We start from the raw sequence: 21,044 nt of genomic DNA, 5'->3' as shown, positions 1-21,044 counted from the left end.
GGGGTTGGTCCGCCCCCATTCTTCCACCTTCTGCGCGGGCGGTAAGCTGGTTCATCATGACTACATCGCCTGTTGACGGATCCCAGGTCCGCGTCCGCTTCTGCCCCTCTCCGACCGGAACCCCGCACGTCGGTATGGTTCGCACCGCCCTCTTCAACTGGGCCTACGCGCGCCACACCGGCGGTACTTTTGTCTTCCGCATTGAAGACACTGACGCGCAGCGGGACTCCCAGGAATCCTTCGACCAGATCATTGAGTCAATGCGCTGGCTGGGCTTGGATTGGGACGAGGGCGTTGGCGTCGGCGGCCCCCACGGCCCCTACCGCCAGTCGGAGCGCATGGACCTTTACAAGGAGGTGGCGGCGAAGTTGCTCGAGGGCGGGTATGCCTACGAATCCTTCTCCACCCCCGACGAGGTCGAAGAGCGCCACCGGGCTGCCGGGCGTAACCCGAAGCTGGGATACGACGGGTTCGACCGCGACCTCACCGACGAACAGAAGGCGGCATTCCGCGCCGAAGGTCGTGAGCCCGTGATCCGCATGCGCATGCCGGACGAGGACATCTCGTTCGACGACCTGATCCGCGGCGAAGTGACGTTCAAGGCCGGCTCGGTGCCGGACTACGTCATTGTCCGCGCCAACGGGGATCCGCTTTACACGCTGGTCAACCCGGTGGACGACGCGCTCATGAAGATCACCCACGTGCTGCGGGGGGAGGACCTGCTGTCTTCGACGCCGCGCCAGGTCGTCCTCATGCGCGCCCTCGTCGAAATCGGTGTGGCGGATGAGATTCCCCTGTACGGTCACCTGCCCTACGTGATGGGGGAGGGGAACAAGAAACTCTCCAAGCGTGACCCGGAGTCCAACCTGCTGCTGCACCGTGAAAACGGGATGATCGCGGAGGGACTGCTCAACTACTTGGCGCTGCTCGGCTGGTCAATCAGCCCTGATGAGGACATCTTCTCCATGGAAGAGATGGTGGCTGCGTTCGACGTCGCCGACGTGAACCCGAACCCGGCGCGCTTTGACCAGAAGAAGTGCACGGCCATCAACGCTACCCACATTCGCATGTTGTCCGAGGACGATTTCGCGGCGCGGGTTGTGCCGTTCCTGCACTCGCAGTCGTTGGTGTCCGCTGACCGGTTTGAGGACCTGTTGCCGCGGGAACGTGAGATTTTGACCAAGGCGGCGCCGCTTGTGCAGACCCGCGTGCAGGTGCTGTCCGAGGCCGTGGGGATGCTGGGCTTCCTCTTCACACTGGATGAGCAGATTGTGGTCGAGGACGATGCGCGCAAGCAGTTGAAGGGTGACACCGAGGCCGTTTTGGCCGCGGCGGTCGCTGCTCTTGAGGTGATCCCGGCTGAGGAGTTCACGGCTGAGCGGATCCACGATGCGCTGAATGTTGCGCTGATCGAGGGGTTGGAGTTGAAGCCGCGCTTCGCGTTTACGCCCCCGCGGGTGGCGCTGACGGGGCGTCGGGTTTCACCGCCGCTGTTTGAGTCGATGGAGATCCTTGGGAAGGATGCGTCGCTGACGCGCTTGAAAAACTTCAAGTAGCGGCCCGCCGCGTGGGGCGCGACAGGTCGCTGCCGCACCAACGTTCGCACGTGCCCCGCCACTGGCTGCTGGGGCAATGCCCGCGGTCGTCAGACCCGGGCGTCCCTCACCCACTTGCTCCCAAGGGAGAGCAGAGTGGTGTCTGCGGTCAGGAGCGTGCAGTTCTCATGGAGTGCCTGCGCATAGATGAAACGGTCGAACGGGTCATGCCTGGCAAGCTCTGGCACATCCAGCATGGCAAGGGCATCGGGGCCGGTGAGCGGCAACTCAAGGAGTCCGGATTCCGCTAAAGCCCGTGGGAGATCCCCGTTTCCGGGCATCTCCAACCTGCCAAGCAGGTGTTTGATGACAATCTCTGCGACCGAAACTGAGGAATAGGCAACCACATCTGAGCGGGCAACAAGCTCGCGGGCTTCCCGCCCCAGGCGAGGTGAATCCAAGTAGAGCCAGAGGAGAGCGTGGGTGTCGAGCAGGATCATGCGCCCTGCCCGTAGAACATGGCTCTGACCTCAGCATCTGCACCGTCGAAGGCGCCCTCGTCAAACTGGAACTTACCCTTGCCCAAGCCGAAGACGACTGTTCGCTTGCGGTGGGGAACAAGGTCAGCAACAGGCGTTCCAGCTCGCGCAATGGTCACTTCCTCCCCGGCAAGAACTCTCTCCACGAGCGCTGAGAGCTGCGTCTTCGCCTCATGCATGTTTACTTGGCTGCGGGCCCGGGGAGCGGTGACCCTGTCGACTTGTTGGCTCATAGCCTTAGTCTAGGCGGGCTAAGTAGAATCGTTCAAGACGTCCCTCGGCACGGTATCTGTGGGGTGTCCCCGCGACATGCACCACAGATGGCCGTGATGATTTGGGGATGGGCGTTCGCTCCGGTAATCTTTTCTTTCGCTGGCCCCACAAGGGCCAGCAAACCTTGGGGTATGGTGTAATTGGCAGCACGAGTGATTCTGGTTCATTTAGTCTAGGTTCGAGTCCTAGTACCCCAGCGATTCCGGTGGTCACTTCGTGGCCAATGGTTTCAGAGGCTCCCATCGTCTAGTGGCCTAGGACGCCGCCCTCTCACGGCGGTAACACGGGTTCAAATCCCGTTGGGAGTACAAGCGTGGCGACGCCCGGTTTTCCGGGTGATCGTAGCGTCGGGCCCCCATCGTCTAGCGGCCCAGGACGCCGCCCTCTCACGGCGGTAACACGGGTTCAAATCCCGTTGGGGGTACTTCTCAACTCTGCTTGGGGTGCGCGGCCCTTCGACCCCATGCCCAAGGTCGCCGATGTCAGCATAGGTCGCCGGTAATTCGCGCAAACAGCGGCGACCTTAGGCGACAGCGGCGACCTTAGGCTCTGGGGTGGGCGACAGCGGCGACCTTAGGCTCTGGGGTGGGCGACAGCGGCGACCTTGGCCTCTGGGGTGGGCGACAGCGGCGACTTTGCCCCTGGGGTGGATGGCAGCGGCGACCTTAGCCGGGACCACCGCAAGCCCAGATCCCGTAAGCTCAGTGCGGCCGACATGCTTGCTCAACCATGGGAGATCCGGTGCGCATCATCCACGTTTCTGACACGTTTGCTCCCGTCATGGGCGGGATCGAAACCCAGGTTGCCCGCCTCGCCACCCAACAGGCTCGCGCCGGTCACGATGTCACCGTCCTGACTGCCGCCATGGCTGATCCAACCAAGGGCTTGCCCCACAGCGTTGGTGATGGGCTTGTGTTTGACGCCGAGGGCGCCCAGCTCTACACCGTTGCGCGCTCACAGTGGCAGAACCCCTTCGGTGCCCCGGTTGACCCGCACGCCGCAGGTCGGTTCATCGAGTACATCCGCGCGCAAAAGCCTGACGCCGTCCATGTTCACCTCGGCGAACTGACCCCGGTGGCGATGGGAGTGCTTGCCGCCCTCAAGGATGGCGACATCCCAACCGTCGCGTCCGTGCACTGCATCTGGTCCAAGTTCCCAACTGTCCCGCTGTACCGGGGCGGTGCGAAGCTCCTCGACCTCTACGATGCGCCAATCCTCTGGCTCCCAAACTCAGAGCTGACAGCAAGCCGTGTCCGCGAGGTCGTCAACCCCGATCGTGTCCGCGTGCAGAACAATTCTGTTGATCCAGCAGGATGGAAGACTGAGCCTGTCCCACACGATGGCCTCGTTGCCGTCACCGCCACCCGGTTTGCGCTTCGCAAGCGCGTGCCCGCCCTGCTGCGCATGCTGCGGGAAGTGGGGGAGCAGCTGGGGCTGAACGGAGCAGGCCAGCGCCCTCGTCCGCTGCGTGTCGTTGTTGCCGGTGAGGGGCCCGGACTCAAGGCTGCCCAAACCTACCTTGACCGGCGCGGCATGTCCGGCTGGGTGGAGCTCCCCGGGCGCCTCAGCAAGGACGCCCTCGTCGAACTCTATTCCCGCAGCGACATCTACCTGGCTCCCAGCGTCAAGGATGCCTTCTCCATTTCGGGACTGGAGGCGCGCGCCGCTGGCCTAGCGATCCTCACCAGGTCCCAGTCGGGCTTCGGCGCTGCCGTCCTCGACGGAATCGAGGGACGAGCAGTCCCCACGGATCGCGCGATGGCGGCAGTCCTAGTGGAGTGGGCGCGGGACCCGGCGGACGTTGCGCGATACAAGGACCACAACCAGGCGGTGGAAATGCCGTACTCGTGGAAGAACGCTCTTCCACAGATTGAGCGGGCCTATAAGGATGCGGCCGCCCTGCACCTGAGCCGCATGTGAAACTCATGAGCCGCCCCCAAATGTATATGTGGGGACGAAATATGCCCCTGGGGTGCGTACCCCCGACAAACATTCCGCCCCCGCATACACATTTCGCGAAGTGGGGGGCGGGTCCGGCAGCAGAGAGGCGTTACAGGCCCATCTCCTCAGCCGTCCTCAGGAAGTCGGTGAGGCGGTTTGCGGCGGCTACCACCGCTGGACCGTAGAGGCGTCCCGGCTGACGCCCCATGCGCTCAATCGGCCCCGACACGGACAAAGCCGCGATGACGCGCCCATCAACGCCGCGCACGGGGGCGGACACGGAAGCAACACCGGGTTCACGCTCCCCAACGGACTGTGCCCACCCGCGCCTGCGCACCTCCGACAAGGTTGTGGCAGTAAACGATGCGTCGATGAGGCCACGGTGCAATCTCTCGGGCTCTTCCCAGGCCAGCAGCACCTGCGCGCCAGAGCCGGCCTTGAGGGACAGGGTTGCACCAACGGGTATGGAATCACGAAGCCCGGTGGTTGGTTCTGCCGATGCGACACAAACGCGGTACTCACCCTGCCAGCGGAACAGCTGGGCGGACTCTTTCGTGTGGTCGCGAAGCGCCACCAGGATCGGCAAGGATGATGAAATCAGGCGGTCTTCACCGGCTGCCGAAGCCAGCTCTTGCAAGCGGGGTCCAAGCACGAACCGTCCCTGCATATCCCGGGTTACGAACCGGTGGTGCTCAAGTGCCACCGCCAAACGGTGGGCCGTGGGTCTTGCCAACCCTGTGGCCGCAACCAGTTGAGCCAGGGTTGCGGGGCCCGCTTCAAGGGCTCCCAGAACCGTGGCTGCCTTATCTAGTACACCAACGCCGCTGGAATCGCTAGTCTCGTCCATGGATGAATACTGTCATCCCAATCTGTGAGATGCCAAATCGACACAGCGTGAACGGGCCGCAAACTTTTGTGAACAGGAGGTACAGCCGTCACCAGCTGGCAGTTGAAGTGCAAGAAAAGCACAACCCGCCCCTAAACACCCGCGCAGCTGACACAGGCGTGGTCGACACAGGAGCAGCCGCAGCCGGCACGGCCTCGATGGGTTTTCAAGGAGTGGATTCGCATGGCCAAGACTATGGCCGAAAAGGTGCGTGAGGCACACATCGTAAAGAAGGGTGAGGGCGCGGCGCCCGACCTGCTTTACGTGGACTTGCACTTCGTTCATGAGGTGACAAGCCCGCAGGCTTTTGAAGGCCTGCGCCTTGCCGGGCGTCCCGTGCGGCGCCCCGACCTGACGATCGCCACCGAAGATCACAACACCCCAACCAAGGACATCTTCCTGCCCATCGCCGACCTGACTTCGCGACTACAGATTGACACGCTGCGTCAGAATGCTGAGGAGTTCGGGGTGCGACTGCACTCCCTGGGTGACGTTGAGCAGGGTATCGTCCACGTCGTCGGCCCTCAGCTGGGACTGACGCAACCGGGCGCCACCATCGTCTGCGGCGACTCCCACACTTCCACCCACGGCGCGTTTGGTGCCTTGGCGTTCGGGATCGGCACGTCCGAGGTCGAACACGTCCTCGCCACCCAAACACTTCCCGTCATGCCCTTCAAAACCATGGCGATCACCGTCAACGGCTCACTGAAACCCGGTGTCACTTCCAAGGACATCATCCTGGCAATCATCGCCAAGATCGGCACCGGAGGGGGCCAGGGGTACGTCCTCGAATACCGCGGGCAGGCCATTCGCGAGCTCTCCATGGAAGCCCGCATGACGATTTGCAACATGTCGATCGAGGCCGGGGCGCGGGCAGGCATGATCGCCCCGGATGAAACCACGTTTGAGTTCATCAAGGGTCGCCCCAGCGCACCCACGGGCGCGGACTGGGATGCGGCTGTCGAGTACTGGAAGCAGCTGGCTTCGGACGAGGACGCTACGTTTGATGCCGAGGTCGTCCTCGACGCCGCCGACATCGAACCGTTCGTCACCTGGGGGACGAACCCCGGTCAGGGTGTACCGCTGTCCGGCGAAGTTCCTGACCCCGATTCGTTCCAGGACCCCATTGACCGCGCCACAGCGCAGCGTGCCCTGGCCTACATGGATCTGGCTCCCGGCACGAAGATGCGCGATATCCCGGTTGACGTGGTCTTCCTGGGGTCCTGCACCAACGCCCGCATTGAGGATCTACGTATGGCTGCGGCGGTCCTTAAGGGCAAGAAGAAGGCCGACACGCTGGAGATGCTGGTGGTGCCAGGCTCGCAGAAGGTCAAGCTGCAGGCCGAGGCCGAAGGACTGGACAAAGTCTTCCTCGACTTCGGCGCAGAGTGGCGAAGTGCAGGCTGCTCGATGTGCCTGGGGATGAACCCCGACCAGTTGCAACCGGGCCAGCGCAGCGCATCGACCTCGAACCGCAACTATGAGGGACGCCAGGGGCGCGACGCCCGCACCCACCTTGTTTCCCCTTTGGTTGCGGCGGCGACCGCTATTCGCGGCACACTGTCAAGCCCGGCCGACCTCGACGACCTCCCCGCCGGGGTGGGACTTGGTTCCGAGTATCGGTCGAGCGGCGCAACTGCACAGAGCGCGAAAGTAGAGGCAAAGTAGCCATGGAGAAGTTCACCTCTCACACCGGCGTCGGCGTCCCGATGCGCCGCTCCAATGTCGATACCGACCAGATTATTCCCGCTGTTTACTTGAAGCGCATCACTCGCACTGGATTCGATGACGCGCTGTTCGCAGCGTGGCGTAAAGACCCAACCTTCGTCCTCAACGACCCTGCTTACGCCAAAGGATCAGTGCTGGTGGCGGGCCCCGACTTCGGCACGGGCTCATCGCGTGAGCACGCGGTGTGGGCGCTCAAGGACTACGGTTTCCGTGTCGTCCTCGCACCCAAGTTCGGGGATATTTTCCGTTCCAACTCGGGGAAGCAGGGGCTTGTCGCAGGGGTGATTTCACAGGAGGACTGCGAGGCGCTGTGGAAGTACTTGGAAACTGAGCCGGGCGCGGAACTGACCGTTTCGCTCGAAGACATGACGGTCACGGGTGGTGGCGCCACATACCCGTTCGAGGTCGATGACTACACGCGGTGGCGCCTCATGGAGGGCCTTGACGACATCGGGTTGACGTTGCGGTCCGAGGACGCCATCACTGAGTTTGAGGCCCAGCGTCCCACTTGGAAGCCGAAGACGCTTGCAGGTCAATAGGGGGTTGCGCGCGGGGTGAAAACTCCGTGAAGTGTGCGGAGGATCAACCGGGTGTTCGGGGTGGCCGGGGTAAGCTCGCTTCAATGACGATCATGAGCAGGGAGTTACCTTTGCAGCAGACGGAATCGGCTCTCGGAATCCACACCCCAGCAGCGAGCAATAATGTGCTCCGCGTAGAAGGTGGACGACCACTTTATGGGACCATCTCGGTTCGGGGTGCCAAGAACTTTGTACCCAAAGCGATGGTTGCGGCCCTTCTGGGGCACACGCCCTCCCAACTGCGCAATGTGCCCCTGATCCGCGACGTTGACGTGGTGAAGGAGATGCTTGAAGCCCACGGAGTCGACGTCATCTTTGACGAGGACGAGGGCGTGATCAACCTGGATCCGTCAAACATTGATGCGGCAAGTGCGACAGAGATTGATGCCCTTTCAGGTTCGTCGCGCATCCCCATTCTCTTCTGCGGACCGCTGCTGCACCGTCTGGGTGAGGCCTTTATTCCGGAGCTCGGCGGATGCGTCATTGGGGATCGCCCCATTGACTTCCACCTCGAGACCCTGCGCAGATTTGGTGCAGAGGTCGTCAAAGAAGCAGACGGCATACGGTTGCGAGCGCCCGAGGGCGGCTTGGTTGGCACCCGGATCGACCTGCCTTACCCCTCGGTCGGAGCGACCGAGCAAACCCTGCTGACAGCAGTTCAGGCTCAGGGCATTACCACCCTGACGGGTGCGGCCATTGAGCCAGAAATCATGGATCTGATCAACGTCCTCCAGAAGATGGGCGCAATCATCTCCGTGGATACGGACCGTACTATCCGCATCGAGGGCGTTGACCGCCTAGATGGTTACTCCCACACCGCGCTACCCGACCGGATCGAGGCGGCATCGTGGGGGGCTGCAGCCCTTGCGACCAGGGGTGACGTCTTCGTTCGCGGAGCGCACCAGCCAGACATGAGCACCTTCCTCAATACCTTCCGCAAGGTTGGAGGTGCATTCGACGTGGAAGAGGACGGCATCCGATTTTACCACCCGGGCGGCCCGCTCCGCTCGATCGTCCTCGAAACCAATGTTCACCCCGGCTTTATGACGGACTGGCAGCAGCCGCTGGTCGTGGCGCTGACCCAGGCGGAGGGCCTATCGATCGTTCACGAGACGGTTTATGAGAACCGCTTTGGTTTTGTGTCGGCCCTTCGTCAAATGGGTGCGAACATTCAGGTTTACACCGAATGCGTTGGCTCGGCGCCGTGTCGGTTTGGTGCGCGCAACTTCTCTCACTCCGCGGTTATTTCCGGTCCCACACCCCTGCACGGGGCCGACATTACGGTGCCGGACCTGCGCGGCGGATTCAGCCACCTCATTGCGGCACTCGCGGCCGACGGGGTTTCTCACGTCTCCGGGATCGACGTCATTTCCCGCGGCTACGAGCACTTCATGGCTAAGCTCCTCAAACTCCACGCAAGAGTGGAATACGTGTGAGGCCGCCCCGTTCGATGACACTATTGGTGTCATCTGTTTCTGCTCGAGGGCGAGCATTGAGGCTGGGACGCGACGTCGTTGCTGCGTTGCGAGCCGGTGGCTGGGAAGTACACGTGAGTGTTACGTCCACTGCGAGCGACGTTGAAGAGCTCTCTCGGACGTGCTCGGACTACTACATTGGCGCCCTCGGTGGCGACGGCTACCTCGCTAGCGCAGCGACGGGGCGGGTGGGACACGAAGGCGTCCTCGTCCCATTTCCTGGAGGACGAGGTAACGATTTGTGCCGCTATTTGGGGATCGGTGTCGATCCGGTGGCATGGGCACAACAGCTCGCTGAAGCCGACCGCGCAACCATGGATCGGTGGACGGGTCCGCTGGACGCCGTTGAGGTCACCAGTGCGGAGGGGACCAAAACCGCCCTCGGAATCATCTCCTTAGGTATCGATGCGACAGCTAACTGGGTGGGCAACCACTCTTGGCTCCGTTCTGGGCCGTTGGCCTACGCGTGGGGCGCCGTCGTCGGATTCGCCGGAGGATTCAAGCCCTGGCCTATTGAAGCACGCATCGACGGGCGAGCCACCGAACTCGGCGGGTGGCTTACTTCTGTGTCGAATACCGGCTGGTTTGGGGGCGGGGTCAATATTCTCCCGCAGTCGAGGGCTGACGATGGGACACTGGAGATCATCAACGTAGAGAAGATGTCGAGGCTGCGCGCGCTTCCGCTTTTGGGGCGCGCACTGGTGGCGCGGCAAATTGATCACCCGATGATCACTGTGAAAATGGGGCGGAAGATTGAGATGATGCGGCCGGTAGGGCTGCGGGCGCTTGCGGATGGGGACGTGGTCGGGCATCTGCCGCTTTCGATGCGTGTCATTCCGGACGCGCTCACGGTGGTGGCGCCTGGGCAGCAGGTGGAGCGCACTGTCGACATTCGCACAGAGAAGTAGTCAGGAGAGCAGATGGTCAAGAACCCGACCCAGGTACGGACCCACCGGGGAAACCTGCACGGCATGTACTGGCTGGGCTACAGGATCCTCACCCCGGTGGTGCACCTGCTTTCTCGACCTCGATGGGACGGACTTGAGAACCTCCCGTCCACGGGTCCCTTCATCCTGGCACCGAACCACATGTCTAACTTCGACCCGGTCTTAATGGGCTACTTTCTGGGAGACAACGGCTTTGAAGTGCGCTTCCTTGCCAAGCATTCGCTGTTCAAGGTGCCGGTGGTGGGGCCGTTCCTGCGTTGGTGGGGGATGATCCCGGTGCTGCGCGGCTCGGACCAAGCGGGCGACGCCCTGAAGTACGCCCATGAAGCGCTGGTCAAGGGCGATGTGGTGGGCATCTACTTCGAGGGGACTCTGACACGGGACCCTGGGTTTTGGCCGATGAAGGGCAAGACTGGCCTGGCACGCCTCGCGCTGGATACCAGGGTGCCGGTGGTCCCGGTTGTGCAGTGGGGCGCGCAGGACATTATGGATCGCTATGTTGGGTTGTCGCTCAACCGGAGGCGGCCGGGTCTGTTTGTCCGCGTGTTGCCGCCGATCGACTACTCGGATATTGAAGGGGATTCTTCGAACCACGAGGGCGTTCGGGAGCTCACCGCGCGCCTGCAGCGCGCCCTTGGTGAGGGGAGCGAGGCGCTTCGTGGAGAAACTGGTCCTCGGGAGCCGTGGGACCAAAAGCTTGAGGGCGGGCCGTCGAAGGATGAGCTGACTTCGCTGTCGAAGTGGAGGCGCTCTTTGGCGAGGGCGAGTCGTAGGCAGGATATTTTGGCGGCCCGGCCGTCGTTCGACCGGGCGTAGCACCAGCCCCGTTTTACCCCGTTCGACCCCATCCCACCCCGTTCGACCCCATTCCGCGAGATCGCTTAACTCAGCCAGCCGAGGGTAAAATAACAGAGTAATGTGGCGAAGTTAAGCGATCTCGCGGGGAGGGCCCGGCAAGGTCGCCGATGTCTGCGTGGGGGCCCAGCAAGGTCGCCGATGTCGGCATAGGTCGCCGACAATTCGCTGGAACAGCGGCGACCCATGTTGTGTTCGGCGACCTTGGGGTTTGAGGGTGTTGTGTTCGGCGACCTTGGGATTTGCGTGGCTCGACGGGTAGCTGCTTAGCAGCGTGTTCCGACGAATTTCCCGAAGTGCGCATGCTGGGTGCTGAAATTTGTCAGGGGTCCACGCACAGGTGCGCATCGGCTTCCTCAGTGCACGTTTCAGACTGTGGCATTGGGAAACCAGCACAGCTGCGGGGCGTCGGAAGTCGTATTGGAGGGCGCCGGCAGGCATGGGGCGCCGGCAGGCGTAAGGCAGGCCGCGGGCGCCCCACACGCTACTTAGTTGCTATGTCAATGACGATGCGGCTTGGGTTGTCGAGGGCGAAGATGTAGAACGGTTCGACACTGTCAACGCCGATGATGAACTGGGCTCGGCCTTCAAACGTTGACTCGTAGATTGCGTGCACGGAGTTTCCAGATACCTGCTGTCCGCCCTCGTAGTAGGCCGCGTAGTCTGCATCCGTGACCGGAATCGACACCCCTGTGACATCCACTTGCAAGAAGGCATTGCCGGCAATCTCGATGGGGTCACCTTTGCCCTGGCCGGTCGGGGTATCAACGTAGCGGGCCTGCCATCCAGCACCTGGTCCACCCAAGTCAACAACCACCCTTTCGAAGCCCTCATGTGCTGCGACTCGGAGCCCGGTGACGATGACGCCATCTTCACCGGTTGTTGTCGGTTCCGCAGTTGAAGTTAGGGCCCAGGTTGAGGTGTCCACGCCCGCGGCCTCGTCCTCATCGGGCAGTGCCTCTGAGTCGCCATCCCCGCCCGACTGGTCGCCTGGGTCAGAGGATTGCGGCGGCACGACGGATTGGGGCTGGGACTGTGACTGTTCGCCCTCGTCGTCAGTCGTTGGAGTCGAGGGCGAGCAGCCAGCAAGCGCTCCCAGCGTGAGAAGCGTGGCTGCGCAAACTCCCGCAAACCGGGGAAGCGAGACATTTCGAACTGTGGTGTGCGGCATGATTCCTCCTTAGGAGCTACCCTTAGCTTAAGGCCGTAGTTGCAAGTACCAGTCAATTTTGGGGGTCCGGCGTGGGACAGACAAATAGTCATATAGCAGTGCTCGGGACAGGCTCTTGGGGTACCACTTTTTCACAGGTACTGGCTGATGCGGGCCTAGAGGTTCGCATGTGGGGGCGCCGTGGGACGATCGTGGAAATGGTGAACTCTGGGGAGAACTCGGCGTACCTGCCGGGTGTTGAGCTCTCTAGCAGAATCACTGCAACCACGGATCTCAAGTCGGCTGTAACCGGAGCTTCGGCAGTGGTCCTAGCGGTTCCCGTGGGTGTCACTGGGGAAGTCGTTGAGGCTGCAGTTGCCCATGCTCCCGAGGCTCCCTTTGTGTCGCTATCGAAGGGTATTGAGCCCGGCACGATGCGCACGGTTTCGCAGCTGATTGCAGCCGCAGGCAACTTGCCGCCGTCGCAAATCGTCGCAATTTCCGGACCCAACCTGTCCATGGAAATCGCCATGCGTCAGCCCACTGCAGCCGTCGTGGCAAGTGAAGACGTAGAAACAGCCAAGCAGATCGCCCGGGCCTGCCACAACGAATACTTCCGTCCGTACGTGTCGACAGACCTGACCGGGGTCGAGGTCGCGGGGGCAGCAAAGAATGTCATCGCCCTCGCCATTGGAGCCTCTGAAGGGATGGGGCTCGGAGCTAACACGCGTGCCACCCTGATTACGCGTGGTTTGGCAGAGATGACTCGCTTGGGTGTTGCTCTCGGTGCGCGAGCCTCCACATTTGCGGGCTTGGCCGGTGTTGGCGACCTTGTGGCGACATGTTCGTCAAGGCTGTCACGCAACTACTCGCTGGGGTTCCGCCTCGGCAAGGGCATGACCCTTGAGGAGGCGTTGGCGCTGTCACCGGGCATCGCGGAAGGGTACAAAACGGCTCCGCCGATGCTGGCGCTGGCCGGTGATCACGACGTTGATATGCCGATCACGCGCGGCGTTGTCGAGGTGATTGAGGGCCGTGCGACCGTCGCACAAATGGGAGAGATGTTGCTGGGCCGGCCCCAGAAGATGGACGGCTGGGAGATAGAACTGCTGGATTAGGGGCTCCTAACTGGGGGCGCCTATCTGCAGGTCAGCGCACTCCGGCCTCGTACGCCAGGATCACGGCGTGAACTCGGTCGCGCAGTTCCAGCTTGGTCAGCACTCTTCCAACGTGTGTCTTCACCGTCGACACCGACAAAAACAAGCGGTCGCCGATCTCAGCGTTCGTGAGACCCTCGGCGATGAGGGCGAATACGTCTCGTTCCCTGTCGGTGAGACGTTCAAGGATAGCGGCAGCATCCTCGGTGCTACGAGCACCGTCCCTGACGTCGGCGGTTGCGCGACCGGAGCCATTCGGATTAGGTCCCTGCGGGTTCCCTATGGGCTCCGCACCGTCGCGCAGTCTAGAGATGAGCCGCCGTGTCAGGCTGGCTGCCATGACGGCGTCGCCCTCGGCAACGGAGCGAACTGCGGCGACCAACTCCGGTGCCCTTGCATCCTTCAAGAGGAACCCGCCGGCTCCCGCCTCGATGGCAGCAAGCGCGTATTCGTCGAGGTCAAAGGTGGTGAGGACGAGGACGCGTGAGTCGGGATAGTCCCTGACTATTAGCCGCGTAGCTTCGATGCCATCCATGCCCGGCATGCGTACGTCCATCAGCACGACATTGGGCAGGCGGTCCTGCTCTGCGAGCCTCTGCATGACTCTGAGCGCTTGGACCCCGTCGCCTGCTTCCCCCACAACCTCGACGCTTGGGCCGCCGCCAGCGCCTGACGTAGAAAGTATGAGGGCGAACCCCGTGCGGATGAGTTCCTGATCGTCGACAAGGAGGACGCGGATCACATCGTCATCGCGCCAGCCTTCGCCGCTGAGATCTTCAACTGTTGAGTCATCGTGGTCTCGGTTGCTTCTCACTGCTGCTCACTCCTTTCCTCCGGGATGCCGTGATGGTCCTCTGCGGGTGCCGCGGCTGGCACCGTTGCCACCAGGCGCCAGCCGGTTCCGTGAGGCCCGGCCTCGAACGAACCGCCAAAGATCTTTGCGCGCTGTGCCGCGCCAGTAAGGCCCCGTCCGCTCCCCGGGATGGGCCGAGCCAAGGTGGACGTCGCGGCGCCGCCACCTTGATCTGCTTCCCCCGCTCTATGGGCAGGTCCGTGGTCAAGCACCTCGACGGAGGTTTCCTCCGGCGAATGGTGAAGCGTCAAATGTGTCCGAGCACCTCGACCCGCATAGCGCAGGGTGTTTGTGAGCCCCTCCTGGATGATCCGGAACACCGCGAGCTGCTGGCTCGCATCGCCAGCGGAGACTCCGGTCTCGGCCACGGTAACCTCCAGCCCGGCCTGACGGAATCCATCGATCAGCCCGTAGAGCTCCGCCATGCCCGGTTGGGGGTTTCTCGGAGCGCTGCTTGCCTCTGCGGTCTTCGCAACTTCGCCCGGACCTCGATCTGCAGCGGGTTTGCTGCCAGTCGTCTTTCCGTCCCCCTCGCCCAACACGCCAAGCAGCCTACGCATCTCGACGAGGGCGGTACGGCCGGTTTCCGCCGCGCGTTCCATAGCGTTCTTCGCCGCTTCTGGTTGGGACTCAACCGTCACCGAGGCCGCCTCACTCAACGTAACGACGACGGAAAGGGAGTGGGCAACAATGTCGTGCATTTCGCGTGCGATCCGCGACCGTTCGGCGGCGGCGGCCAGTGCGGCCTGTTGCTCGCGTTCGCGCTCCAGTTGGTGGGCCCGTTCGATGAGTGCGCCCACGTAGCGTCTGCGGTTGCTGAGGTTGATCGAGATCATGAGGACGGCCAGGAGCCAAAGTGCATTGATGGTGGAGAGTATGAAGTTGCTGTCTTGAAGGTACTGGCCATCGGCGGCGAAGATCGTCACGCTTGGGCCGATGACGGCAGTGGAAGTGTTGCCAGAGAGGAAGATCTGCGCCGTGTTGACCGCCACGACAATCGCGTAGCCGACCCACCCTTGCGCTAGTCCGCGGTAGAGAGGCACAGCGTAGAGGAGCACTACCAGTGCCATTGAGTTGGGGACGGTCAGTGTTCCTTGCTCAAGGAAGAGCAGGAGCGCAACGACTACCAGGCCGACCAGCGGGAATCGACGCCGGTACAGCAGTGCCACGGCAGTGACGACGATAATGAGGATGACCACCATTGCCCACGGCCACTCAAGAAAAGAAGCAACCCCCGCGACCTCGGCTTGGGCTTCGGGGTCGATGGCGGCGAACTCGCCAGCAAAACGACTCACCGTAAGTGCGAACATAATCGCAAGCGCACAGGCCAGGAGGTATGTGGCGACAATTATCCAGTCGACCGCTCTGGGGTGTGCTGCGATCCAACGGCGAAGCACCCCGGGTGGGCGCGGAAGCCGCAGCTCCGAGTCAAGCTCAGAGTTCGTGGCGGTGTCCACACCGACCGGGGTGCCTGTCACGTTCATGTTCACACAGCGTCTCTTGTCTTGAGCAGAATCGCTGCTGGCACCAGTGCTGCGCCAGCCCAGGCGACTAGGCCGCCCAACGCCGCCCAGTATCCCACGCCGACGATCTCAGTGGGGGCATCAGCCGGTAGGAGGGGGCTGGATGACATTTCGTATCCGAGGTCGGCTGGCAACCACTGTGCCGCCTCCGGTACCCAGGCCCAGCCGGTGACGCTGAGAATCTGGAACACAAGGGTTGAGACGAACAGTAGCAGCACCACCACGGAGATTGCGCCAGCACCGGAACGGAATATCACGCCAATGCCGAGCGAAAGGAGGGTAGCGAGTGTCAGGTAGATTGTTGTGCCCAGCATCGAAGCGAGCACGGCAGGTGAAACAAGGACACCGAACGCGTCCCCGCCCATGAAGAGTGCGGCAATGACACCGCCACCAAGGGTGGAGAGCCCGCCCACGACGAATGCAATGCCAGCGACGACCAGTGCCTTGGCAGTAAGCAGCAAGCCGCGGCGCGGCGTAGCGGACAACGTACTGAGGATCATTCCGCTGGAGTACTCACTTGTGGCGGCCAAAACCCCGATTACACCCATGATGAGGACGGTGATGTTACTCCCGAAGGTCGCAGACTGAGCGAGCAGTGTTGGCAGCGTGTCGGCATCGACGGACCCCGTGTCCACCATCGCGAAACTCATGAGCGCTGCGCCAGCCGCGCTAACAAGGAGCATGGTGATGATTGACCAGCGGATCGAGCGCAAGGATGCCAGCTTGATCCACTCACTGCGAAGAATGCCTGCGAAGGTGAGATGCCCTTCCGTCTGCCTTGCTCTGGTTGGGCTGTGAACGGTGGGGGCCAGCGTGTTGGCCGCGGTGGCGGTTGCGGTAGTCATGATTTGTTCTCCTCGGGGAGCAGTAGGCAAAAGGCGAAAGTCGGTGATGAGCAGGTCGGTCGGTCACGGCGTTACGCCGCGACGTACTCGATCTCTCCGTGGGTTAGTTCGAGGTAGGCGTCTTCGAGGGAGGCCGAGTCTGTAGAGAGAGAGTGCAGGACGAGGGCGTTTGCTGCCGCGATCTCACCGATACGTTCCGCAGGCACTCCGTGAATGAGGAGCTCGTTGCCGCCCTTCAGTTGGGTCGTGTGTGCCCCTTGCGCGCGAAGGAGTTCGCCGAGCCTGAGCGAGTCTGGTGATGTGACGCGGACGGTCCGTTGCCCCTTGCCAGTGGCGATAAGGTCGCCAATCGGAGCATCAGCGATCACCGCTCCGCGTCCAAGCACGATGACGTGGTCCGCGGTCTGAGCCATTTCGCTCATGAGGTGGCTGGAGAGCAGCACCGTACCGCCCTCGGCCGCAAAAGACCGCACGAAGTTGCGGACCCAAAGAACGCCGTCGGGGTCGAGGCCGTTGACCGGCTCATCCAACACAAGCACTTGCGGGTCGCCGAGTAGGGCTGCAGCTATGCCGAGTCGCTGCCCCATCCCCAGCGAGAACCCACCGACCCTCTTGTTCGCAACCGACTCCAGTCCGGTGAGTTCAAGTACCTGGTTGACACGTGCTTCACTGATGCTGTGCGTGGCTGCGAGGGCCCGCAGGTGACTGCGTGCGGTGCGTCCCGGATGAACACCTTTCGCATCCAGCAAGGCTCCGACAACACACAGTGGGTTGCGGTGCTCAACGTAGGGTTTACCCATTACGGTGATAGATCCGCTGGTAGGGCGGTCGAGTCCCATAAGTAGGCGCATAGTCGTTGATTTGCCGGCGCCATTTGGACCCAGAAAGCCAGTGACCTGGCCGGGCGCCAGTGAAAAGCTGACGTCTGATACCGCCGTTTTCTTGCCGTACGTCTTCGTGAGGTGTGTTGCCTCGATCATGATGTTCCTTTTGTCGGTCTTGTGGGCCTCCGTGACCCCATGTAGTAAAAGTACGAGGGCGCCCCCGGCTGGCGCGTCAGCCTCAGGTGCCGAAGGTGTCAGCCTGTGGGATGATTCCTGCGGAATCCGGGAAGTGGTGTTAGGTTTTCCTCGTGAACAAGAACCTGGACTGCGCCACAACCGCTCCCGCTGCTATCTGCAGCCGGGACGAAGTTGTTATGGCCATGGTTCGAATGTGCAACGGCTTCTCGAAGTAGAGACGACTAACCGCACTTTTTCGCCTCCCGGGATAAGCAGACCTCCAGGTTGCAACTGGCCTCCCAGTAACTAGGTGACCTCCAGGTTTCAACCAACCTCCGGTGCCAACCTGAGGTATCCCCTTCGAGAAGCTGTGTTCTAGACAGAGTGCCCCGCACTATCTGGCATTGGACATAGGGATATGAATCCGCATTTTCGACCATCACACATGGTTTCGTTTGAGGTGCTTCCACCCAGACGACCCGACCTCATCACCAGGTTCTGGTCTAACGTCGACCAGCTCCTAGCAAGCAGACCAAATTTCATTTCAGTAACATACGGCGCAGGCGGCACGGACCGCGATGGAGCCTGTACGGTTGTTGAGCAGCTGGTCCGGGAGACCCCGGTTCAGCCCATCGCGCATCTGACCTGCGTCGCCTCCCCCAGAGCCGAGGTGCGCTCCGTTGTGGAACGCTACCTGGACCTGGGTGTTCGCTCTTTCATGGCGCTTCGTGGTGACCCTCCCCGAGGCGCCGAAGGGTGGATACCCGCGCCGGGTGACCTTGAGCAGGCCACCGACCTCGTCGCCCTCATGAGGCAGGTCGAGGCCGAGCGCATCGCAGTCGACCCGGGTTTCGCCCTGCGCTCTGCATTCAAACCGCTGACGATTGCCGTGGCAACATTCCCTGGCGGCAATCCAGCAGCGGGAACAACTCCGGAACAAGAGGCGGACCGCCTCCTAGCGAAACAGAACGCCGGAGCATCCTTCGCGGTTACCCAGTTGTTCTGGAATCCCGGATGCTACGAGTTATTCCTCGAGCTCGCGCGTCGAAGGGGCGTCACCATCCCCATCGTTGCCGGGATCCTGCCGCCAACGGACCCCAGGCGGGTGCGACGGATGCAGGAACTCACCGGGGTTGCCGCCCCGTCGTGGCTGCTGGACCCGCTGGATGCGACCTCGAACGCAGAAGAAGCACGGGAAGTTGGCACTGCCCTGGGCCGCAAGATCGCCAGGGAAGTGCTCGAGGCCGGTTCGCCCGGCCTACACGTCTTCACCTTCAACCAGGCCGGACCCGCCCTCGACCTGGTGCGTGATCTTGACCTCTCTGACTCACACGAAACCTCACTTTCGCTTCCTTCAAAGGAACTGATATGACCAAGCAACACCCACAATCCACCCCTGAAACCAGCCCATCAAACGGAAGGCTTACCGTGACCACCTCTTTCCCAAACGCAACAATCATTGGCTACCCGCGGATCGGAGCGGATCGCGAGTTGAAGCGCGCCACGGAGAAATACTGGAGGAATGAGCTTTCCGACGAAGACCTCCTGGCCGCCACAACGGATCTGCGTGACGCCACCTACGCCCGACTCGCGGAGCTGGGGCTGGACAAGGGCGGATACGCCATCCCAGAGTCCTTTTCCCTCTACGACCAGGTCCTCGACACGGCCGTCGCACTAGGCGCGATCCCGCAGCGCTACCGCGGACTCGACGGTTTGGAGCGCTACTTCGCCCTCGCCCGTGGCACCGATACGCTGCCCGCCCTCGAAATGACAAAATGGTTCGACACCAACTACCACTACCTGGTTCCCGAACTCTCGCCGTCTTCTCAGTTTGAGTTCGAGGACGTCAGTAAGGTCGCCGAGTTCGAACGTGCTCGGGACAACGGCTATCTGGTTCGTCCCACTCTGGTCGGGCCGGTCACCTTCCTCGCCCTTTCGAAAGCGGACGAGGACGCACCCGGCGACTGGCATCCCCTGGAATTAATCGACAGGGTCACGGCGGCCTACCGCACCGTTCTGAGTGCATTTGCCGAGGCCGGCGCCGAATGGATCCAGTTCGATGAACCTGCGCTGACCTCTGACAACTTAGACGCGCCCCGCGCCGAACTGATCAGTGCTGCCAAGGCGGTGTGGAGTGAGCTCTCTCGAAGCTCGGAGCGACCGCAGATCTTGGTTGCGCTTCCCTACGGCGACGGAAGCGCCGCCGCAAAGGCACTTGCGGACACCGACGTCGAAGCAATCCACCTGGATCTGCGTCGTAGCCCAGCGCCCGATGCGGAACTCACCACAGCTCTGACAACCAAGACAGTCGTGGCCGGAGTCGTGGAAGGGCGCAATATCTGGCGCGCTGACCTGCGGAAAGCAGCTCAAACGCTGGAAGCACTGCAACAGGCAGGGATCACCAACCTTTCAGCCGCCACCGCAACCTCGCTGCAGCACGTCCCGATCACGACCTCGGCGGAGCAGTGGGACGATCCCGCCCTCGACGGTGCATTGCACAGTTGGCTGTCGTTTGCCGACCAGAAAGTCGAAGAGGTTGTCTTGCTAGGTAAGGGCCTGACGCAAGGCTGGATCGCGGTGGAGGACAGGCTAGTGGCATCCGACCGGGCCATCACGTCACGCGCGGCATATGAAGGCGTGATCCGCCCTGAGGTGCGGCAACGCACCGCCAACGTCACCCCCGCAGACACCGAGCGTGAGGATTCAGAAGCCCGCCGGGCCGCGCAGGCCGAGGTCCTCAACCTGCCACCCCTGCCGACAACGACGATTGGTTCCTTCCCCCAGACGCCAGAAATCCGTCGGGCCCGGGCCGCTCACGTGCGGGGCGACCTCACGGCAGAGCAGTACCGGGAGGCAATGGAGGCCGAAATCGCCTCCGTTATCCGTCTGCAGGAGGATCTGGGCCTGGACGTCCTCGTTCATGGCGAAGCCGAACGCAACGACATGGTGCAGTACTTCGCCGAGCAACTTGACGGGTATGCGGCAACCACTAACGGCTGGGTGCAGTCTTACGGCACGCGTTGTACGAGGCCGTCGATCCTCTGGGGTGATGTGACCCGCCCCGAGCCGATGACGGTTGGCTGGACGACATACGCTGCGTCTTTGACAGACAAGCCGGTGAAGGGAATGCTCACTGGTCCAACCACCATGATCGCCTGGTCGTTCCCTCGCGAAGACCTACCCTTCGGTGAGGTTGCGGCGCAGATTGGCCTGGCGCTACAGGATGAGGTGAGAGACCTCGAAGCCGCTGGAATCCACATCATCCAGGTTGACGAACCGGCCCTTCGTGAACTGCTTCCCCTCGACTCTTCCAAGCACCAGGACTACCTAGACCAGTCGGTGACGGCATTCCGCCTGGCGACCTCGAACGTGGATACTGCCACTCAGATTCACACCCACCTGTGCTATTCAGAGTTTGGTCAGGTCCTTGAGGCAATCCTCGGCCTGAATGCGGATGTTACCTCGATTGAGGCCGCGCGTTCCCGGATGGAGTTGCTTGAGGACGTCGACACCGACGACCTCATTCGCGGGTTGGGTCCGGGAGTGTGGGATATCCATTCGCCGCGTGTCCCAAGCGCCCAGGAGCTGGCTGATCTTCTCCGCGCCGCAGCCGCAGCGGTCCCCGCAGGGCTGCTGTGGGCAAACCCGGATTGCGGGTTGAAAACCCGCGGCTATGCCGAAACTGAGGCCGCTTTGAAGAACCTGGTTGAAGCAGCGAAGACGGTGCGCGCAGAACTCGCACCCGAGGGGGCATAACC

At 62.2% G+C, this 21,044-nt stretch carries 18 protein-coding genes and 3 tRNA genes; 13 read left to right on the top strand and 8 right to left on the bottom strand.

Features of this window, described 5'->3' with window-relative positions; all coding sequences use genetic code 11:
• Positions 1-56 precede the first annotated feature (56 nt).
• A complete protein-coding gene (gltX, locus tag H2O65_RS07985) occupies positions 57-1,556 on the top strand; it encodes a glutamate--tRNA ligase (protein ID WP_182141197.1) in 1,500 nt (499 codons plus the stop codon).
• Between the two features lie 89 nt (positions 1,557-1,645).
• On the opposite strand, the gene H2O65_RS07980 is transcribed toward gltX, so the two are convergent.
• Positions 1,646-2,035: a type II toxin-antitoxin system VapC family toxin gene (locus H2O65_RS07980; protein WP_182141196.1), complete on the bottom strand. Its 390-nt coding sequence runs from the start codon at positions 2,033-2,035 to the stop codon at positions 1,646-1,648.
• Entirely contained in the window at positions 2,032-2,307 is a 276-nt protein-coding gene (locus H2O65_RS07975) for a type II toxin-antitoxin system Phd/YefM family antitoxin (protein ID WP_182141195.1), read from the bottom strand. Before H2O65_RS07975 ends, H2O65_RS07980 begins: the two co-directional genes overlap by 4 nt.
• Positions 2,308-2,472: 165 nt before the next feature.
• On the opposite strand from H2O65_RS07975, the gene H2O65_RS07970 reads away from it, so the two are divergent.
• The 4 genes from H2O65_RS07970 to H2O65_RS07955 all read left to right on the top strand — a co-directional run bounded on the left by H2O65_RS07970 (position 2,473) and on the right by H2O65_RS07955 (position 4,267).
• A tRNA-Gln gene (locus tag H2O65_RS07970) sits at positions 2,473-2,544 on the top strand.
• Between the two features lie 38 nt (positions 2,545-2,582).
• Positions 2,583-2,655, top strand: a tRNA-Glu gene (locus H2O65_RS07965).
• 43 nt (positions 2,656-2,698) lie between these two features.
• Positions 2,699-2,771, top strand: a tRNA-Glu gene (locus tag H2O65_RS07960).
• A gap of 317 nt (positions 2,772-3,088) precedes the next feature.
• Positions 3,089-4,267, top strand: coding sequence for a glycosyltransferase family 4 protein (locus H2O65_RS07955; RefSeq protein WP_182141194.1), 1,179 nt, complete (start codon positions 3,089-3,091; stop codon positions 4,265-4,267).
• Between the two features lie 130 nt (positions 4,268-4,397).
• Here H2O65_RS07955 and H2O65_RS07950 read toward each other — a convergent pair whose 3' ends face one another.
• A complete protein-coding gene (locus H2O65_RS07950) occupies positions 4,398-5,135 on the bottom strand; it encodes an IclR family transcriptional regulator (protein WP_182141193.1) in 738 nt (245 codons plus the stop codon).
• 222 nt (positions 5,136-5,357) lie between these two features.
• On the opposite strand from H2O65_RS07950, the gene leuC reads away from it, so the two are divergent.
• The 5 genes from leuC (at position 5,358) to H2O65_RS07925 (ending at position 10,718) form a co-directional block, all read left to right on the top strand.
• The gene (gene leuC, locus H2O65_RS07945) at positions 5,358-6,842 is read left to right on the top strand and encodes a 3-isopropylmalate dehydratase large subunit (protein ID WP_182141192.1); all 1,485 of its coding nucleotides are present in this window, start codon (positions 5,358-5,360) and stop codon (positions 6,840-6,842) included.
• A gap of 2 nt (positions 6,843-6,844) precedes the next feature.
• Positions 6,845-7,441, top strand: coding sequence for a 3-isopropylmalate dehydratase small subunit (gene leuD, locus H2O65_RS07940; RefSeq protein ID WP_182141191.1), 597 nt, complete (start codon positions 6,845-6,847; stop codon positions 7,439-7,441).
• An 83-nt stretch (positions 7,442-7,524) separates the two neighbouring features.
• Positions 7,525-8,916, top strand: coding sequence for a UDP-N-acetylglucosamine 1-carboxyvinyltransferase (murA, locus tag H2O65_RS07935; protein ID WP_259349498.1), 1,392 nt, complete (start codon positions 7,525-7,527; stop codon positions 8,914-8,916).
• A complete protein-coding gene (locus H2O65_RS07930) occupies positions 8,913-9,863 on the top strand; it encodes a diacylglycerol kinase family protein (RefSeq protein WP_182141190.1) in 951 nt (316 codons plus the stop codon). Before murA ends, H2O65_RS07930 begins: the two co-directional genes overlap by 4 nt.
• Before the next feature lie 12 nt (positions 9,864-9,875).
• The gene (locus tag H2O65_RS07925) at positions 9,876-10,718 is read left to right on the top strand and encodes a 1-acyl-sn-glycerol-3-phosphate acyltransferase (protein ID WP_182141189.1); all 843 of its coding nucleotides are present in this window, start codon (positions 9,876-9,878) and stop codon (positions 10,716-10,718) included.
• A 523-nt stretch (positions 10,719-11,241) separates the two neighbouring features.
• Here H2O65_RS07925 and H2O65_RS07920 read toward each other — a convergent pair.
• Positions 11,242-11,928 (bottom strand): hypothetical protein, encoded by a 687-nt coding sequence (locus H2O65_RS07920; protein WP_182141188.1) that lies wholly within the window; start codon positions 11,926-11,928, stop codon positions 11,242-11,244.
• Between the two features lie 71 nt (positions 11,929-11,999).
• Between H2O65_RS07920 and H2O65_RS07915 the strand changes: the two genes are divergently transcribed.
• Complete coding sequence (locus tag H2O65_RS07915) at positions 12,000-13,025, top strand: NAD(P)H-dependent glycerol-3-phosphate dehydrogenase (protein ID WP_182141187.1); 1,026 nt, start codon at positions 12,000-12,002, stop codon at positions 13,023-13,025.
• Positions 13,026-13,056: 31 nt separating this feature from the next.
• Here the strand turns inward: H2O65_RS07915 and H2O65_RS07910 are convergent, their stop codons facing one another.
• The 4 genes from H2O65_RS07910 to H2O65_RS07895 form a co-directional block, all read right to left on the bottom strand.
• The gene (locus tag H2O65_RS07910) at positions 13,057-13,878 is read right to left on the bottom strand and encodes a response regulator transcription factor (RefSeq protein ID WP_220458737.1); all 822 of its coding nucleotides are present in this window, start codon (positions 13,876-13,878) and stop codon (positions 13,057-13,059) included.
• Positions 13,875-15,401, bottom strand: a complete 1,527-nt coding sequence (locus H2O65_RS07905) for a sensor histidine kinase (RefSeq protein ID WP_259349615.1) — start codon at positions 15,399-15,401, stop codon at positions 13,875-13,877. Before H2O65_RS07905 ends, H2O65_RS07910 begins: the two co-directional genes overlap by 4 nt.
• Positions 15,402-15,403: 2 nt before the next feature.
• Complete coding sequence (locus H2O65_RS07900) at positions 15,404-16,285, bottom strand: ABC transporter permease (RefSeq protein WP_182141185.1); 882 nt, start codon at positions 16,283-16,285, stop codon at positions 15,404-15,406.
• Positions 16,286-16,356: 71 nt separating this feature from the next.
• Positions 16,357-17,265, bottom strand: a complete 909-nt coding sequence (locus tag H2O65_RS07895) for an ABC transporter ATP-binding protein (RefSeq protein WP_182141184.1) — start codon at positions 17,263-17,265, stop codon at positions 16,357-16,359.
• Between the two features lie 466 nt (positions 17,266-17,731).
• Between H2O65_RS07895 and H2O65_RS07890 the strand changes: the two genes are divergently transcribed.
• Positions 17,732-18,658 (top strand): methylenetetrahydrofolate reductase, encoded by a 927-nt coding sequence (locus H2O65_RS07890; protein WP_259349497.1) that lies wholly within the window; start codon positions 17,732-17,734, stop codon positions 18,656-18,658.
• Positions 18,655-21,042 (top strand): 5-methyltetrahydropteroyltriglutamate--homocysteine S-methyltransferase, encoded by a 2,388-nt coding sequence (metE, locus tag H2O65_RS07885; protein ID WP_182141182.1) that lies wholly within the window; start codon positions 18,655-18,657, stop codon positions 21,040-21,042. The genes H2O65_RS07890 and metE overlap by 4 nt, the downstream gene beginning before the upstream one ends.
• The last annotated feature ends 2 nt before the right edge of the window (positions 21,043-21,044 follow it).

Source organism: Schaalia sp. JY-X169 (assembly GCF_014069575.1).
In the GTDB taxonomy this organism is placed as follows: Bacteria; Actinomycetota; Actinomycetes; order Actinomycetales; family Actinomycetaceae; genus Scrofimicrobium.
Note: the sequence above shows the minus strand (reverse complement) of the source record. Positions and strands in the feature narration are given on the sequence as shown.

Bases quoted from the DNA above. Each gene is read 5' to 3' on its own strand.
- gltX (WP_182141197.1), top strand. From the start codon at position 57: ATGACTACATCGCCTGTTGACGGATCCCAGGTCCGCGTCCGCTTCTGC.
- H2O65_RS07980 (WP_182141196.1), bottom strand. From the start codon at position 2,035: ATGATCCTGCTCGACACCCACGCTCTCCTCTGGCTCTACTTGGATTCA.
- H2O65_RS07975 (WP_182141195.1), bottom strand. From the start codon at position 2,307: ATGAGCCAACAAGTCGACAGGGTCACCGCTCCCCGGGCCCGCAGCCAA.
- H2O65_RS07950 (WP_182141193.1), bottom strand. From the start codon at position 5,135: ATGGACGAGACTAGCGATTCCAGCGGCGTTGGTGTACTAGATAAGGCA.
- leuC (WP_182141192.1), top strand. From the start codon at position 5,358: ATGGCCAAGACTATGGCCGAAAAGGTGCGTGAGGCACACATCGTAAAG.
- leuD (WP_182141191.1), top strand. From the start codon at position 6,845: ATGGAGAAGTTCACCTCTCACACCGGCGTCGGCGTCCCGATGCGCCGC.
- murA (WP_259349498.1), top strand. From the start codon at position 7,525: ATGACGATCATGAGCAGGGAGTTACCTTTGCAGCAGACGGAATCGGCT.
- H2O65_RS07925 (WP_182141189.1), top strand. From the start codon at position 9,876: ATGGTCAAGAACCCGACCCAGGTACGGACCCACCGGGGAAACCTGCAC.
- H2O65_RS07920 (WP_182141188.1), bottom strand. From the start codon at position 11,928: ATGCCGCACACCACAGTTCGAAATGTCTCGCTTCCCCGGTTTGCGGGA.
- H2O65_RS07905 (WP_259349615.1), bottom strand. From the start codon at position 15,401: ATGAACGTGACAGGCACCCCGGTCGGTGTGGACACCGCCACGAACTCT.
- H2O65_RS07900 (WP_182141185.1), bottom strand. From the start codon at position 16,285: ATGACTACCGCAACCGCCACCGCGGCCAACACGCTGGCCCCCACCGTT.
- H2O65_RS07895 (WP_182141184.1), bottom strand. From the start codon at position 17,265: ATGATCGAGGCAACACACCTCACGAAGACGTACGGCAAGAAAACGGCG.
- H2O65_RS07890 (WP_259349497.1), top strand. From the start codon at position 17,732: ATGGTTTCGTTTGAGGTGCTTCCACCCAGACGACCCGACCTCATCACC.
- metE (WP_182141182.1), top strand. From the start codon at position 18,655: ATGACCAAGCAACACCCACAATCCACCCCTGAAACCAGCCCATCAAAC.